The organism is Galbibacter kalidii (assembly GCF_026241135.1).
GTDB lineage: Bacteria > Bacteroidota > Bacteroidia > Flavobacteriales > Flavobacteriaceae > Galbibacter.
The window spans coordinates 259,269-276,763 of sequence record NZ_JAPFGA010000003.1 but is presented as its reverse complement, the minus strand read 5'-3'; the positions used below and the strand labels follow the sequence as shown (position 1 = coordinate 276,763).

The window sequence follows — 17,495 nt, the reverse complement described above, 5'->3', positions numbered from 1 at the left end:
GAGGATTTTAAAGTTCTCCCTTTTTTATTTTTGATTGGAATTTGGTAGTAGCCCCGCTAGGGGCGCAATATTAATAAATTAACCATCAGACCCTAACGGAACTTGGTTGATCGGTCTTCAATATACTTATGGCGATTGCCTACTCTCCTCCTTTGGAGGAGTCGGAAGGAGGACTTCTGTCTATTAACCATGAGAACTCAATGGAACAGTTTAAAAGCTCCGTTAGGAGCGCAATATTAATAGAATGATATGATTCCAAAATCCGATACAAGCTCCGTAGGAGCGTAATGTTAATAACGCAATATTATATTAATCGAAGAATTATTCCGAAAAAATATAATCATCATTATAATCAATTTCATAATCCTTCAGAAATTCAATGTATTCCTCCCGAAACGATTTTTTCTTATGATGTTCTTCTTGATTTTTAATGTAATTGATAATTCTCGGCAATTGTGATTGTCCAATTGAAAATGCACCAAAACCTGTTTGCCATTCAAATTTTCCGTTCACGTATTTATTCTCGTTTACCCATCTTGATGAATAGGCTTTTATATCACGTACCAAATCAGATAAATTACAGTTGGGTTTTGTTCCTAATAAAATATGAATGTGATCAGGCATTCCATTGATAATCATTAATTTTTGGTTTTTATTGGAAATAATTCCTGTAATGTATTTGTATAATTCAGCTTTCCAACTTTCTGAAATTAAATTATCTCTTCCTTTTACGGCAAAAACAATATGAAAATAGATTTGTGTGTAGGTATTAGCCATTTTAATATTACGCTCCTACGGAGCTTGGTTTGGTTGGTGTTGTATGTGGTTGCTATTAATATTGCACCCCCTACGGGGCTGGTTCGGTCTGTGTTTATTTGTTTTGCTATTAATATTACGCCCCTAATGGGGGCTGATTTTACTTCCGACTCCCGACTTCGGTCTTCCGTCTAATAATACCTCAATCCAATAATTTCCTTCACTTCGTCCATGAGCTGCATCAATTTCCTACTGAACTCGTGGGGCATAATCGGACTTTCAGTTTTGCCATCACGTATGAGTTCGTTAAAATGCATAGTTTCATAATTGTAACCTTTGGTAGTTACGCCAAAATCGATGGTATCTTCCTTACCACTGGCATCGGTAAAGCAGATAGAAGTCGGTCTGTGGAATTGTGTATTCAGTTTGATGCTTCCTTTTTCACATGTGATCACGGCTGTTGTGGGTGTTTCCTTCAGCAGTGTGGATTTAAGCTTGGCTATCGCTCCATTTTTATAGTTGAATTCCATATCACAAGAAGAGTCAGCACCGCTTTTAAAAAAAGTGGCCTTGGCCTTAATCTCATCGGGCATTCCTAAAATGGACAAAGCAGCAAAAATAGGATAGATACCAATATCGAGTAGGCTTCCACCGCCTAGTTTTTTATCAAATAGGCGTCCGTTAGGGTCAAAATCCCGATAAAATCCGAAGTCGGCTTCCACACTTAATACTTTTCCGTAGCTACCTTTTTTTAAAAAGTCAAGCAGATGTTGATAATGTGGTAAGAAATAAGTCCACAGTGCTTCCATGAGCAGCACATTCTTTTCTTTGGCTTTTTGAAGCATCTCTTCAACTTCCGCACTATTGAGTCCTAAGGGTTTTTCACACAAAACCGCTTTTCCGTGTTCTAAACAATCAAGGGTGTATGTTTTGTGGAAAGCATGTGGTGTTGCAATATAGATGGCATCTACCAAAGGATCTTTCATTAGCGATTGATAATCACCATAGGCAACCTGACCTTGGTATGTTTGGTTGAAAGCTTCAGCCTTTTTCAAATCCCTTGAAGCCACAGCATGGAGTTCAGCATCATTTATACTTAGCAGATCTTGGGCAAAAGATTGGGCGATTCGCCCCGGGGCCAAAATACCCCATTTTATTTTTTTATCGTTTGATGGCATTGGTTGTCCGGTTGATAGTTTCAAAAATGATTGCAATAAGGATCACCATAGCACAACCTATAAAATTGAGCCACAGATACCCTAGTTTTTCGTTTCCGTCCCCATATCTGTAAATAGCGAAATAATAGATTAGGATAACAATAAATTGTGTGATAATGGCACTGAGGAAAACGGCATTTCCACGAATGAATTTTATAAAGAATGCAATGAGGAAGATCCCCAAAACATTACCGTAAAATATAGAACCTATGATATTCACCAGTTGAATGAGGTTGTCAAGCAAGGAAGCAAAATTAGCAAAAAGAATGGCTATGATTCCCCAGCCCAAAGTGAACCAACGCGTGGCATTAAGGTAGTATTTATCATTCCGTTCTTCTTTTTTAGCTCTTCGGAAGAGATCGATAGTGGTAATGGTGCCCAAGGCATTCAATTCAGAAGCGGTGGACGACATGGCTGCCGAAAATATAACGGCCAGCAGCAAGCCCATAAGTCCGGTAGGAATGTTGTTCAGTATAAAATGAATAAAAACATAGTCTTTGTCGTTGGTTTCCAGGTCTTCATCTACTTTTTCTATGAGAGCGCTGACCTCTTTTCTCCTTTCCCGTTCTTTTATATTGATATCCTTAATATTCCTTTTGGCAGCCATGATAAGATTGTAGTCCTTCACGTCGAGTACGGCAGAGAAATGTTCCTGAGCCATTTTCTTCTGTTTTTCCAATGCTAGATGTTGTATTTCCAATTGGTGATACTCTTCAGCATATTCCGACTGTTCTACGGCTTCTACTGCGGAAGGATTGAAATTGAGTGGAGAATGGTTGTATTGATAAAACACAAAGACCATCACCCCTACAAGAAGGATAAAAAACTGCATGGGCACTTTAAAGAGTCCGTTGAAAACAAGCCCCAACTGACTTTCCCGCACCGATTTTCCCGAAAGGTAACGCTGCACCTGACTTTGATCTGTACCGAAATAGGCAAGTGCTAAAAAGAGTCCCCCTGTAATCCCACTCCAAAATGTGTAACGACTTTTGGTGTCCAACGAAAAGTCGAGAATATTCAATTTGTCGTTTGCCCCGGCTATTTTCATTGCCTTTCCGAAGGAAATATCATCTGGAAGGTAGCTTAGCACCAAAAAAAAGGCGGCAAACATTCCGGTCATGATCACAAACATTTGTTGTTTTTGTGTGACGTTTACGGCTTTTGTTCCTCCTGAAACTGTATAGATGATCACCAGAATACCGATGATGATGTTAAGGGTTTTAAGATCCCATCCCAAAACGGCAGATAGAATGATAGACGGAGCGTAGATGGTAATTCCGGCAGCTAAACCACGTTGTATTAAAAAGAGTATCGCAGCTAGCGATCGGGTTTTTCGGTCGAATCTTTTCTCGAGGAATTGATAGGCGGTGTAAACTTTGAGTCTGTGATAAATCGGAATGAAAACAATACAAATGATCACCATAGCGAGCGGCAATCCGAAATAGAACTGCACAAATCCCATACCGTCATGAAATGCTTGTCCCGGAGTAGACAGGAAGGTAATGGCACTAGCTTGTGTAGCCATCACAGAGAGTCCCACGGTCCACCATTGGGCTTCTTTGCCTCCAAGGACATAATCGCTTACGTTTTTACTTCCTTTGGTACGCCAATAACCGTAGCCTACAATAAATAATAGGGTTCCTATTAAGACAATCCAATCGATCAGTTCCATAAGCGGGGTTTATTTATTGGAGATCATAATCAGGAAAAAAATAAAAATGTAGAGCACATTCATAATGAGCACTATGGTGTATTCTCTTTTCCAAATAAACTTGTTCAGCATAATTTACCCTTTAAATATGATTTGTTTTTAGTTTTCATTTTTCCCCATGGAGAGCATATTGGCAAATAATTTATATGCTCCCGGAACCCCGGCGGGTAATTCCCTGAAAAAACTCAATCCGGTATAAATATAATAACCTTTTCCGTATGGAGCGACCAAAAGGCTACCGTCCTTTTTACTTTCTCCTTTGTCGCGCATAGAAAGTACAGCGGTAAATTCTTTGCCCCACTTATCAGGGAAGTAAAGCCCACGCTCTTGTGCCCAACCATCAAAATCTGTTTTTGTTATTTTGTTTGGGGTGTTTAATACAGGGTGGTCTTTGGCGTTAAAGCTGACTTCGGCGTTTTCATCGGTGACCCGATCTCTCGATAATTGCATCAAATAAGGTGCCAAGTCATTCATTTCCCTTACGTTCCTGCTGGCAGTATTGTACTGAACAATGAGATTACCTCCTTGCTTGATGTAATCGAAGAGTATATCTTGTTTGAATGCAATACTTTCACTTACATTATAGGCCCTGATACCTACAACAACTGCATCAAAACGTTTTAGAAGTCCGCTGTTGATAGCTTCAGGCAGGATGGTGGTTACATTATAGCCTATTTGGCGTAAACTTTCAGGAACAACATCACCGGCTCCTACAATATACCCGATGTTTTCTCCGGATTTTTTAATGTTCAAACGCACCAGATGTGCTTCCGAAGGCAATAAAACTGATTGTTTCGGGATATGTGTATAATCGATATACACCAGTTTTTTGTCGTATTTTTTCCCGTTTAAGGAAACCGTTGGAGTGATGCTGATTTTACTTTCGTTATTGGGCGGGGTAACGGTAAATCTTACAGTTTTTGTATCTCCCTTATTTGCGATGGAAAAATCAAAACTTTCCGGGCTTATTTTCCATCCGTTTTGATGAGCAAGCGTAACCGATCCCGATATATTATCTTTTCCTGAGGTAATGGTCACGGGAATTTCCTTGGCGTGTTCATCTGAAAAAATAATAACCTCATTATCAATCGCCGCTGAAACCGGAGGAAGTATTTCAAAAGGTTGATAGACCTCTCCTTTGTCCGGTTTTGAAAATTTGTAAGCAATGTCCTTTTCAAAAGGAATTTCAACTCCGAGAACTTCCAAAAGAAAAGTAGCTTTGACCAATCGTGGTGTTTGTGGTTTACCTCGTAGTTCTTTCGATGCTGAATACATCCCTAAACTACCCTTGTCAGCAAGCCAATAGGGGGTCGTGTATTTGCTGTTGTCGGGGATGTTAATGTTTATTTCTGATGAAAAAGGCTGGTTATTACTTAGTTTTTTATTCAGTGGATGCAGACTGTTTGATGGGTTTGTTTTTACTGATTTCAATACCATGTCCACATCAGAACGGTTTATGGCATTGACGGCTATCGTTATGTTTTCTCCCGGTACAGCCGATGCATTTTGAGTATTGGCTTCAATAAAAAGTCCGCTACAGGCCTCTATAATTGCTTTGATCTCTTTAAGTTTAACTTCTCGCCAATAGGAATCGTCTAACGAATTTATAAGCTGATAGGTCTCCAATAACTGCGGAATGTGAGCAGAAGGATTTTTGAAATTGAATTCCGTTTCTACTTTTTCAAGGATATTTTGAATGGCTTTCCCGCCCTTTATCCGTGTCCACGTAGTGTTGATGCCTTCAAAGATGTTGTTGCTCTTCGGAAGGTCACCTTTCAGCAGTTCGATATATTCCTGTTCGGTTCCGCGGGAAGAAGTCCTACCAAAGCCTTGACTTAAATGCTGACTCCTGGCTATGGAGGCGATTTCATTGTTGCTTTTCCCAAAAATAGGGTAGTAGGTGCCGATATCAAATTGAAGTAGTTTTGATTTGTCGGCTTTCTCAAAGTTTTCACGACTTCCATAAAACCACCAGGATGTGTTGAAAAACAAGCGTTTCGGTTGCCAAACGTCCGTTTGTTTAAGCTGATCAGGATAAGCGGTTTCTTTTCCGGCAAGGTCGAAAGCTTCAAAACTCAATATAGCTGAAGAAGTGTGATGTCCGTGTGTACTCCCCGGAGATCGGTGGTCAAACCGGTTGATGATCACATCGGGTCTGAAATTTCGAATGACCCGAACTACATCGGACAAAACTTCGTCTTTGTTCCATATTTCAAGGGTCTCATCGGGATGTTTTGAATACCCGAAATCGTTTGCCCGTGAAAAAAACTGTTCCCCACCATCTACACTTCTTGCTGCAAGCAATTCTTGTGTTCTTAAAACACCAAGCAGCTCCCGAAGTTCTGGACCGATAAGGTTTTGTCCGCCATCCCCTCTGGTCAAGGAGAGATAGGCAGTTCTCGCTTTTATATCATTTGATAAATAGGAGATCAATCTGGTATTTTCATCGTCGGGATGTGCGGCAATATATAAGGCCGTCCCGAGAAAGTTCAGTTTTTGAACAGCTTGATAAATATCAGAAGATGTATAGGTTTTCGGTTTTTGGGAATAACCGGAAAACAGACATATACATCCAATCAAAAAAAAGAACAAAACTCTTTGCATAAAGGGAAGTTTAAGGTGCATAGCTTCAAATATAAAAAAGAAATGGTTTTATGGGATATTTCAAAAGTTAAATATCAATAACTTATCAACCTTAACTGTTCTGAATAACCTCATTCTTTATTCAGCAGGCTTTTTTGAAACAGCTTAAAAATACGGGTGTATTCGTCTGTCCAACTGCTGGGTTCAACAAAACTATGTCTTTCTACCGGATAGACGGTCATTTCCCAATTTTCTTTTCCGAGTTCGATGAGGCGTTGTGACAAACGCACCATATCCTGAAAGTGTACGTTATCATCGATCATACCGTGCAAAATCAACAGGTCACCTTTTAAGCCATCAGCAAAATAAATAGGCGAACTTCTGCGGTAAGCCAGACTATCTGTTGCGGGGGTGTTTAAAATACGGGCGGTGTAGCCATGATTGTATGCGGTCCAGTCGCCAACCGAGCGAATGGCTGCTCCGGCACTGAAAGTATCAGCGGCACTGAACATCCCCATCAGGGTGATAAAACCTCCATAGGATCCTCCGTAAATCCCGACCTTCTCTTTGTCTATTCCATAATTGCTAATGAGGTATTCGACTCCGTCTACTTGATCAGAAAGATCTTTTCCACCCATATGGCGGTAAATTCCGGTACGCCAGTCACGTCCGTAACCGGCACTTCCCCGGTAATCAATATCCAGAACGGTATATCCGTTGTCCACCAATAGGTTGTGGAACATGTATTCCCTAAAATAGGAACTCCACCATTTGTGGGCGTTCTGCAGATATCCCGCCCCGTGTACAAAAATAACAGCCGCGTTGTTCTTTACATCAGATTTTGGTTGATAGAGCCTTGCATACACCTTTGCGTCGTCATCTGCTTTGAAGGTAATGATTTCGGGATCTTTCCAGTTGTATGATTGAAAATCTTCTGTAGTAGAATGCGTAATTTGTTGCGCCGGTTTTGTTTTGGATGTCAACGGATTGGATTGCAGATACAACTCCGTTGGTTTGTTACTGTATGAATGCAGAATGGCCATTTGTTTTTCATCCGGAGAAAGGCTTACATCATTCTTTCCGGTCATTTCGGTAAGTTGTTGAAATTCCCCTCCCTTCAGTGGCATGCTGTAAAACTGACGGTCGCCAGGATGGGTTTTGTTGGACGCAAAATACCAGCGTTTTTTGTCTTTTGATATTTTCGGATCGTAGATTTCAAACTCGCCTGAAGTAAGTGCCTTTGCTTTTTTGGAGGAGACATTCATACTGTAAAGATGGGAATAACCTGTTTTTTCAGACATAAACCAGATGTTTTTATCATCGGGCATCCATCCCAAGCTTCCACCTCGCCAACCTCCAATTCCGGGACCGGCAATCCAGGCTTTATCGTGTTGATGATCCAGATTGGTGACGGTTCCGTTTTCGGCATCCAAAAGAACGATCCAACGGTCTTTATAGTCGTTGGAGTTGATATCGAGAACAGCTTTGGTACCTTTATCATTCCAGTACGGACCACTGATATAACCAATCCGATCGTCGTTTTCATAGGTCTTGTTTGGATAATCTTTGGTGTATTCCGGAACATAATCCAGTCCTTCAAGATTGTCCAATACCACTGGATAGACCTCTTTTTTTTTCACGTTGTAGATAGACATTTCATATTTGGTGGGCTTATTACCCACTTTAGAGCGTGTGTTCTGACTCTCGGTATAACCCGATTCGGTAACGTAATGTGGAACGATCGTCCTTTTATTTTTCGAACGTTCTGTAGTCAGGAAGGTGACGAATTTACCGTCGGGACTTATTTTTTGATTAAAAACAGATTTTCCATCTTTTTGAATGGGAAGCGGGGCTTTTTCATCATAACGTTCCATGAGTTTGTCATGCATATCATTTTTGGTCTTGCGCTCGCGAAGCACATCAAAGAGTGCTAGCTGATCGTTGTAGAGCCATTCCTCCCGGCTGTCTCTTTGCTTTGGTCTGTCTTTTTTATTGGTAAAATCGGTTATTTGTACGGTTACACCCGAACTGATGTCCCAAGTATAAATATTGTCGTCTTTTCTATAAGCGATCTGTGTTTCGTTTTTGATGAAATACGGACTGCTCTCACGTTCTTTGGTATCGGTAATTTGAAGGGGTTTGTTTGTTTTTATGTCGAACAAAAAAATATTGCCGTGTTTGCTGTATACTTTTTTGGTGTGGTCAGCATTGTATTTCGCATAGGGGGATGGCAGATTGTATTCGGTTTCAAAATCAGCCTTATCGATCTTTTCCGTTTTCAGGTTGTAGGCATACAACGAATCGCTATAAGCTTTTTCAGGATTCCACTGAAAATAAATAGTGTTTCCGTCTTCAGACCAATAAACATCAGAGGGAAGGTGGCCTACAAAATCATCACCTTGCATGATTTGTTCAATAGATAGGGTGGAAAGGTTGCCTTTTTGAGCAAAACAATGTAGTGTGAGCAGTGAAAAAAGACTGCTGAGAAGTAAAAGTTGCTTCATGTTCCTGTTTGAGATTAGATTACCCCTCAAAAGTACATGAATTTTTTTTATTGAAAATTACTACTCATAAGAGGCTGTCTGCCAATTTAGATGTCATACTGAACTTGTCGAAGTATAGTTTATGAAATTCAATATGTCTTCGACAGCCTTTCGATAGCCCTTCGACAAACTCAGGGTGACAAATCAAATTCACCAAGGGCTTTTTAGACAATCTCTTTGTTATGGATTCACCAAGCTGTTGAGGGTTCTGTACACCTCATAAACCGGTAGTCCGACCACATTAAAGTATGATCCCTCTATTTTTTTGATACCGATTTGTCCGATCCATTCCTGAATGCCATAGGCACCGGCTTTGTCAAAGGGTTTATAATTTGTTACGTAATAATCAATTTCTTCAGCTGTCAATTCCTTAAAAAAGACTTTGGTAATATGATTGATAGTTTTTTCCAATCTCGAGGTAGTAAAACAAACTGAAGTAATCACTTCGTGCATTTGTCCGGAGAGCGATTCCAGCATTTTGATGGCCTCTTCTTTACTTTTTGGTTTTCCTAAAGCCTTGTTTTCATGCCAAACAATGGTATCTGAAGTGATCAGGATATCACTTTCCTTCAACTCTTCTTTGAATGGCAAGGCTTTTAGTTGTGCCAGATAATCGGAAATCTCATATTTAAAGAGACGTTTGGGGTAGACCTCTTCTACTTTTTTTAAACGTACTTCAAAATCGAGGCCGAGTTCTTTGAAGAACTGTTGCCTTCTCGGCGAACCCGAAGCCAAAATGATATGGTGTTTTTTTAATTGTTCGTTGAGTAGCATGGAGGATTTTGTTGATAGTTGTTGGTTGTTCGTTGTTGGAATTTAGTGCTTGGAATTTGGAATTTTACTCAATCGTAGCATCAAAGCTATTATTCCATTTGCCTTGTACTTTCAATACCTGTTCTATAACATCCCTTACACAACCTTTACCGCCTTGTTTATGGGAAATGTATTTTGAAATTTCCTTGATCTCGGCAACGGCATCGTTAGGACAGCAAGGCATACCTACCATTTTCATGACGTGATAATCAGGGATATCGTCACCCATATAGAGCACGTTTTCGGACTTAATATTGTAGACATCAAAATATTCCTCTAGATCGCTAACCTTATCGCTTGCACCTAGGTGAATATCCGTGATTCCGAGTCCGCGTAGGCGTTGTCGTACGCCTTCGTTCTTCCCACCGGAAATAATGCAGATGTTATAGCCTTTGTCGATAGCAGTTTTCATCGCATAACCGTCTTTAACGTTCATGTTGCGTAACATATGTCCGTCGGTAGTGATAACCATGGTGCCGTCTGTCAATACACCATCGACGTCAAAAACAAAAGTAGTGATATGTTCAAGGTATTCTTTATAACTCTTCTCTTCCATAGGTGTTTATAATAGATGCTGTTAATATTTTATAGATGTCTTTATATGCGTTGTTTTCGATTTGATCGAGATGCGAATTTATGGTTTTTATATCGTTTCTGATAGCCGGACCGGTTTGTGCTTCTTTCGGATTTACTTTCATTAGTTTTTCTGAAGTCTCCTTGATTAACGGATGAAGAATCTCGAACGGAATCTTGTCTTTTTCACACAAATCGTTTCCGATGTAATACAGGTGATTCACAAAATTATTGACAAAAACTGCAGCGATATGTAGGGTTTTCCGCTGATGGGAATTCATTTCATAAACTTTATCAGAAAGGGCATTGGCTAATGTTTTGAGGGTATTCAAGTCTTTTTGGTTTTCAGCTTCAAGGCAAATGGGGATTTCTGAAAAATCCACCGGCTTTTCTTTGCTGAAAGTCTGAAGCGGATAAAAAACACCTCTTCTGTTCTTTTCGGCCAACTCGTTCATGGGCATACTTCCGGAGGTGTGAACTACAAGTCTGTCGGAAAAGGGAAGCGTTGCAGAAACCTCTGCAATGGCGTTATCGCTTACTGCAATGATGTACAGATCGGCATCTTTCAGTTTATTGAGGTCGTCTGTTATTTCTAGGTGTTTCTCGAAACTTTTGATAGCCTCGATATTTCTGTTGTAACATTGAATCAAGTTAACAGATGTAAGTTCGCGTATAACAACAAACAAATGATGGGCTATATTCCCTCCTCCAAGTAGAACAGTGTTTAACATGCTGCTAAATTACGGAATGATATTGAGTTATTGATTTCAGCTAAATAAAACATGTAGAATATAAATTAACGTTTATATTTGATATCATGAACTGGTTGAAATCAGTTCCATAAATCGTTTAGTCAAACAAATATAGTAAGCATGAAAAAACTAATACCTGCAATACTCATTTTTATGATATGTAATTATGGATTCTCTCAAGAGGAAACTTCAGAAGAAGAAATAAAAATGATATATTCTTTTTTCTTTGAGATGAATAAAGAAGTATTTAAAGAACCCACATACGCATATAAAGAAGTGCCTATTGATATTAATGAAGAATTTGGAGCTAATGTGATTTCCTCAGAGACTATTAATTCCATATTGGATTCATTGCAAAAAAATGCTGTGATTAAAATTGAATACGGGTTGATATGGAAGAATTTGATGTTGAAGGCCGAATTTCCACGCTTGGGAGAGGGTGATGGAATGGTCGATGGTGTAGAAGTTTCATTAATCGATACCAAAATATATGAAAAGGATGTTCCGGTTGAGATTCAGGAAATAGAGGGGGTTACAGTTTATGAAGGCGATAATAACTTCTTCGATATAAACGAGGAAACTTCGAATGATGATTATCGCTCTTTAAGTTTACGAAACGAGATTTTAAGCGAAATTCAAAATGTGAATGATGTCACAGGCAGCGCAGAATATGCTGTTCAGTTTATGACGGGATATGAAACGGTTGAGTTGTCAAAACAAGATATTGGGAAGAAATTCAAATTAGGAGGAAATGAATACCTTCTGATAGATATTTTCCAAAATAAGGTTGTTATAGATGAACTGACCGAAGAGGCAGAAGAGGAAATAATGAATATTGAATTGATTAACCTTTCTGAAGACGGTAAACACCGACAAGTACCTTATTCCGCAACCGAATTAGCCGAATTAAAGGAAAAAGACGAGAGATATAAGGATGTTGAAGTCTTACCATTCGACAAAATTGAAATTTTTGAGGATAATTATAAGATTTTTAAAAACCACCTGGATATTACAATAGAAGAGTATAAAGAATTGCTGCCTTATGAAGAGTTTAAGGAATTGGAAGACCAGAATGAATATGTTGTTCTATTGAGTCCGGCGCCCGTAGAGAACACTTTTATACTGTACAAACTGGTGTTTGGAACAGAAAAAGAAATAAAAGTAGCATTATAATGATTTAAAAATACTCGAAGGGGAGTCATATCTTAATAATATCCAAAATTAACGCTTTAAGTCGCAAAAACACATTATTTTTGCGGACTGAAATTTAACTGCTAAAAATAGAACATTCCGATGTTAGATTCCCTTAAAAAATTCATTTTTTCTACACGTTTGATGGCCATACTTTTTGTTGCTTTTGCAACGGCTATGGCGTTTGGTACATTTATAGAAACTTGGTACAGCACGGAAACCGCCATGATATGGATTTATGACACCTGGTGGTTTGAGGCGATGATGCTGCTTTTTGTTGTCAATTTCATCGGAAATATAAAACGATACAATTTATTAAAAATAGGGCAGTGGCCGATTTTGATGCTGCACTTGTCTTTTATTTTGATTATTTCCGGAGCGTTTATCACCCGCTATTTTAGTTTTGAAGGTTCTATGCCAATCCGTGAAGGTGAATCAGCTGATTATATCCTGACACGGGAAAAATATGTTTCGGCTTTTGTCGATGGGGAAATCAATGGGGAAGATAGACGTAAACCCCTTCAGGATGAAATTAAAGTCACACCTGAAGCCATACAGGCCTCACTTCCTTGGAAATTCGATTTTAACGGACAACCGTTTACGATTTCTTATGCTGGGTTTATTCAAGGCGCTGAAGAAGGCCTGATAGAAGATGAAACCGGAGAAGAATACCTGAAAATCGTTGAAGCCGGAGGAGGGAACAGGCACGATCACTATTTGAAAAAAGCTGAAGTGGCTAGTATCCACAATGTTTTGTTTGCTTTTAATAAACAAACCCCGGGCGCCATTAATATTGTCATAAATGATTCTGTGAGTACGATTGAATCTCCTTTTGAAGGAACTTTTATGCGTATGGCCGATCAACATCAAGGGGAGGTTGTAAAAGACAGCGTCCAGGAGTTGATGTACAGATCACTTTACAATGCGGCGGGAATGCAGTTTGTTTTTCCCGATCCGGTGGTGAAAGGACACTATGGCGTGGTGGAAGCAGAGCAGAAAAGAGAAAACATACAAGATGCCCTTATTTTGGATGTTTCCTCAAACGGAGAGACAAAACAAGTACGTTTGTTGGGAGGTATGGGCTATATCAACGATCCGAAGACTGTAAAAGTAGGCGGACTCGATTTTCATTTGGCTTACGGGTCCATTAGGCACCAACTGCCATTCAGTATCAAGTTGAATGATTTTATTGCTGAAAAATATCCGGGAACTGAAAAAGGATATTCTTCTTTTAAGAGTAAAGTTACTGTTAACGATACGCGCTCTTTCGATTATGATATTTATATGAACCATATTTTGGATCACGGAGGCTATCGTTTTTTTCAGTCTGGATTCGACCCTGATGAAAAAGGAACCATTCTTTCCGTAAATCACGATTTCTGGGGGACCTGGGTGACTTATATCGGTTATGCTTTGTTGTATTTGGGACTTATTGGAACCATGTTCTTTGGCAAGACCCGTTTTAGGAAATTGGGCGAAATGCTTAAAAAAGTAAAGTCTAATAAAGCAGCTTTGACTGTCGTTGCTGTACTGTTTACTGCTTTTAGTGGTCTGGCGCAAGAAGAACACGTACATACAGAAGGAGACGGACATGTACATGAAACAGTCGAGCAGGAACAAGGGCAACAGGAACACACTCATGTCGCTGCACCGACAAGACATCAGGTGGATTCTGTTTTGAAGACCACCATTGTAAATAAAGAGCATGCGGCTAAGTTTGGAAAATTGGTCATTCAGGATGACCAAGGGAGAATGAAGCCGGTCAACACTTTTGCGTCGGAATTACTTCGTAAACTGACAAAATCGGACACTTTCAAGGGGATGGATGCCAATCAGGCCTTGCTTTCCATGATCCAGAATCCTGCCTTGTGGTATAATGTTGAATTCATTTATATCACCAAGAAAAATGACAGTATCCGCACTATTATCGATGTGCCTTCGGAACAGAAATACGTAAAGGCGATCGATTTCTTTGAAGGTACCAGTTATAAACTATCACCCTATTTACAGGATGCTTATGCAACCAATACACCCAATCAATTTGAAAAAGCATTTAGGGAGTTCGACCTTAAACTGGGATTGATCAATCAAGCTTTGGGAGGGGAGATCCTTAGAATGTATCCTTTGCCCAATGACAAAAACAACAAATGGATTTCGGCTACCGATTATCAAAAAGGGGATGTTCAGATAAAAGATTCCCTTTATGCCAATTTTATCGATAAATCCTTACCTTTTTATGTAATGGCACTCCGAGAGGCTAAAGCTACCGGAGATTATTCGCAAGCCGATAAAATACTGAAAGCATTCAGGCAAAACCAACAAAATTATGGTGCTGAGGTGCTGCCTTCAGATACTAAAGTGAAAGTGGAGGTGATGTATAATGAGATCAATATCTTCCAGGAATTGTTGGTTTGGTATATGATTGTAGGGATCGTCATGTTCGCATTTATCATTACTCAGATATTTAAAGACTCAAAAGTAATCCGCAGCCTGATTACCATTAGTAAAATAGCCATCTTCATCATGTTCATCCTGCAAACAGCCGGATTGATTGCCCGCTGGTATATCAGCGGACATGCACCTTGGAGTGATGCCTATGAAAGTGTGCTTTATGTGGCCTGGAGTACAATGGCACTCGGACTCCTATTCGCGAGAAAAAGTGACCTTACCATTGCCGCGACCGCTTTTGTAACGGCGCTTATCCTCTTTGGAGCGCATATGAATTGGTTGGATCCGGCCATTGCCAACCTGCAACCGGTGTTGGATAGTTATTGGCTTATGATCCACGTAGCCATTATTGTGGGAAGCTACGGACCTTTTACCTTGGGAATGATTCTTGGGGTGGTAACACTGTTCCTGATGATTTTTACGACCAAAAAGAACAAGGCTAAAATGGAATTGAGCATTCAGGAACTTGTTATTATAAATGAATTGGTCCTAACCGTCGGTATTGTGATGTTGGCTATCGGAACATTTCTCGGAGGACAATGGGCCAACGAAAGTTGGGGACGCTATTGGGGTTGGGATCCTAAAGAAACCTGGGCGTTGATTAGTGTTATGGTCTACGCTTTTGTGGTACACATGAGGTTGGTTCCGGGATTAAGAGGCCGATGGGCATTCAGTTTTGCCAGTATTGTGGCTTATGCCAGTATTATGATGACCTATTTTGGGGTGAATTTCTACCTTTCCGGACTGCATTCTTACGCCAGTGGTGATAAAGTGATAACACCGGCCTTTATTTGGTATTCTGTGGCGTTTGTTATCGTGCTGGGAGCTGTCAGCTATTGGCGCTACCGTAAGCATTATTATAAAACAAACGGTTCCTCAGGATTAAAGAATGGTATTTGATTAATAGCCTCTATGACGTTTTATTGAACTATTGAATATACTGAACTAGCTATTTTTAGATGAAATTTCAATGTTTGTGGTTTTGGCTTAGGCCTACGATAAAAATATTGAAAATCAAGGAAGCAGTGGGGGATTGAAGATGAAAATCTGTTTGACCCAGACTGCACATTGAACTGGCCGTGACGTTGGCAAGCGTCTGGGGAGTTTATTTTCATCTGTGGCGGTGGGTTCTGTAGTATTTTCTTATGTTTTTATCGCCAGCCTAGATTTTTTTGGCTTGGTTTATCCTGAGCGTAGCCGAAGGGTTTTTTCATCAATGAATTGCACAGCAATCATGAACACCTATAAAAACAATAAAAAAGAGGTGAATAAAAAAATGAACAGGTGAAATTTATTTCAGATGGAATTGAGTTTTAATGTATTTGTAAGCTAATTTTTATAATTTTATCAAATACATTAAGGATAAGGAAATGAAAAAACACAGCTTTAATTTTAGAAATGCATGCCTTTTCTTCATAGCATTGATTTGTTTTACAGCTTGCAAGGAAGAAAAGAAAGAAAAAACAGAGCAGCTAACAGCTGTAGTTCAAGAAAGCCAAAACAAGATGCAACAGGAAAATATATACCAATTTAAAGTGGAAGACCTCTACGGTGAGGAATTTGATTTTTCTCAGCTGAAAGGGAAGAAGATCATGGTAGTGAACACGGCAAGTGAATGCGGATTAACTCCGCAGTATGAAAACTTGCAAGAGCTTTATGAGACTTTTAAAGATGACAATTTTGTGATTGTCGGTTTTCCGGCCAATAACTTTGGCGGACAAGAACCGGGGAGCAATAAAGAAATAGCCGCTTTTTGTAAAGAGAATTACGGAGTGACCTTCCCCATGATGGCTAAGATTTCGGTGAAAGGAGACGATATACATCCGGTATATCAGTTTTTGACACAGGAATCGAAAAACGGATTTCAAGATTCTGAAGTGGAGTGGAACTTTCAAAAATATTTAATAGACGAACAAGGGTATCTCGTGGATGTTATTTCGCCGAGAACCTTACCAATAGATGAAAAAATAATTAGCTGGATCAAGGGTTGATGAATCATCCAAAACAATAATTATAGACACATGAAACGAACATGAATTTTATTAATCATAAAATGCATAAAAATGCAAGATTAAAAAAATTCATGTGAGCCTGTCTGCTGCAGGCTGGAGCGCAGCGGTTCCATATGTGCAACATTTTTTTGCATATTTTGGACAATGCAAAAAAATTAAACATATGAAATTAGATATACTGGCATTCGGAGCACATCCGGATGATGTGGAATTAGGTTGTGGAGCGACTATAGCAAAAGAAATATCTTTAGGAAAAAAAGTCGGAATCGTAGATTTGACCAGAGGTGAGTTGGGTACTCGTGGCTCTGCTGAGATCAGGGACAAAGAGGCTGCCGCTTCGGCAGAGATTCTCGGGGTTTCTGTACGCGAGAACTTACGCTTTGCCGACGGCTTTTTTGTAAACGATAAACAGCATCAATTAGAGGTGATAAAAATGATCCGAAAGTATCGTCCGGAGGAGGTATTGTGTAATGCCATAGACGATCGGCATATCGACCATGGAAGAGGTAGTAAATTGGTGAGCGATGCCTGTTTTTTAAGCGGATTGATAAAAATTGAAACTTCATTGAATGGAGAAGGGCAGGAGGCATGGCGTCCGAAACATGTTTACCATTACATTCAGTGGAAAAACCTGGAACCTGATTTTGTGGTGGATGTAAGCGGATTTATGGGTAAGAAAGTAAAAGCAATTCAGGCTTATGCTTCTCAATTTTTTGATCCGAATAGTGAAGAACCGCAAACGCCTATCAGTAGTAAAAACTTTATAGATAGTGTGGATTATCGCGCTCAGGATCTTGGCAGACTTATTGGTGTAGGTCACGCTGAAGGTTTTACTTCGGAAAGGATATTGGGGGTAAGTGAGTTAGATAAATTGGTGTAAAAATTGCAAAAAAATC

General features: G+C 39.6%; 12 protein-coding genes. 4 read left to right on the top strand and 8 right to left on the bottom strand.

Features of this window, described 5'->3' with window-relative positions; genetic code table 11:
* Positions 1 to 321 precede the first annotated feature (321 nt).
* The 8 genes from tnpA to OOZ15_RS05145 all read right to left on the bottom strand — a co-directional run bounded on the left by tnpA (position 322) and on the right by OOZ15_RS05145 (position 10,927).
* A complete protein-coding gene (gene tnpA, locus OOZ15_RS05180; protein ID WP_265954870.1) occupies positions 322 to 777 on the bottom strand; it encodes an IS200/IS605 family transposase in 456 nt (151 codons plus the stop codon).
* 170 nt (positions 778 to 947) lie between these two features.
* A complete protein-coding gene (locus OOZ15_RS05175) occupies positions 948 to 1,934 on the bottom strand; it encodes a Gfo/Idh/MocA family protein (protein ID WP_265954868.1) in 987 nt (328 codons plus the stop codon).
* The gene (locus OOZ15_RS05170; RefSeq protein ID WP_265954866.1) at positions 1,918 to 3,645 is read right to left on the bottom strand and encodes a sodium:solute symporter family protein; all 1,728 of its coding nucleotides are present in this window, start codon (positions 3,643 to 3,645) and stop codon (positions 1,918 to 1,920) included. Before OOZ15_RS05170 ends, OOZ15_RS05175 begins: the two co-directional genes overlap by 17 nt.
* A gap of 138 nt (positions 3,646 to 3,783) precedes the next feature.
* Positions 3,784 to 6,288 (bottom strand): PIG-L family deacetylase, encoded by a 2,505-nt coding sequence (locus tag OOZ15_RS05165; RefSeq protein WP_265954865.1) that lies wholly within the window; start codon positions 6,286 to 6,288, stop codon positions 3,784 to 3,786.
* Between the two features lie 110 nt (positions 6,289 to 6,398).
* Positions 6,399 to 8,771: a S9 family peptidase gene (locus OOZ15_RS05160; protein WP_265954864.1), complete on the bottom strand. Its 2,373-nt coding sequence runs from the start codon at positions 8,769 to 8,771 to the stop codon at positions 6,399 to 6,401.
* 219 nt (positions 8,772 to 8,990) lie between these two features.
* Entirely contained in the window at positions 8,991 to 9,584 is a 594-nt protein-coding gene (locus OOZ15_RS05155; protein ID WP_265954862.1) for a Maf-like protein, read from the bottom strand.
* Between the two features lie 64 nt (positions 9,585 to 9,648).
* The gene (locus OOZ15_RS05150; RefSeq protein WP_265954860.1) at positions 9,649 to 10,179 is read right to left on the bottom strand and encodes a KdsC family phosphatase; all 531 of its coding nucleotides are present in this window, start codon (positions 10,177 to 10,179) and stop codon (positions 9,649 to 9,651) included.
* A complete protein-coding gene (locus tag OOZ15_RS05145) occupies positions 10,160 to 10,927 on the bottom strand; it encodes a Rossmann-like and DUF2520 domain-containing protein (RefSeq protein WP_265954859.1) in 768 nt (255 codons plus the stop codon). The genes OOZ15_RS05150 and OOZ15_RS05145 overlap by 20 nt, the downstream gene beginning before the upstream one ends.
* Positions 10,928 to 11,068: 141 nt before the next feature.
* Between OOZ15_RS05145 and OOZ15_RS05140 the strand changes: the two genes are divergently transcribed.
* The 4 genes from OOZ15_RS05140 (at position 11,069) to bshB1 (ending at position 17,479) form a co-directional block, all read left to right on the top strand.
* On the top strand, positions 11,069 to 12,121 hold the full coding sequence (locus tag OOZ15_RS05140) for a hypothetical protein (protein WP_265954858.1): 1,053 nt from the start codon (positions 11,069 to 11,071) through the stop codon (positions 12,119 to 12,121).
* Positions 12,122 to 12,241: 120 nt separating this feature from the next.
* Positions 12,242 to 15,487 carry a cytochrome c biogenesis protein gene (locus tag OOZ15_RS05135; RefSeq protein WP_265954857.1) on the top strand — a complete coding sequence of 1,082 codons (3,246 nt, stop codon included), beginning with the start codon at positions 12,242 to 12,244 and terminating at the stop codon, positions 15,485 to 15,487.
* A 470-nt stretch (positions 15,488 to 15,957) separates the two neighbouring features.
* The gene (locus OOZ15_RS05130) at positions 15,958 to 16,578 is read left to right on the top strand and encodes a glutathione peroxidase (RefSeq protein ID WP_265954856.1); all 621 of its coding nucleotides are present in this window, start codon (positions 15,958 to 15,960) and stop codon (positions 16,576 to 16,578) included.
* A gap of 184 nt (positions 16,579 to 16,762) precedes the next feature.
* Positions 16,763 to 17,479 (top strand): bacillithiol biosynthesis deacetylase BshB1, encoded by a 717-nt coding sequence (gene bshB1, locus OOZ15_RS05125; RefSeq protein ID WP_265954855.1) that lies wholly within the window; start codon positions 16,763 to 16,765, stop codon positions 17,477 to 17,479.
* Positions 17,480 to 17,495 lie beyond the last annotated feature (16 nt).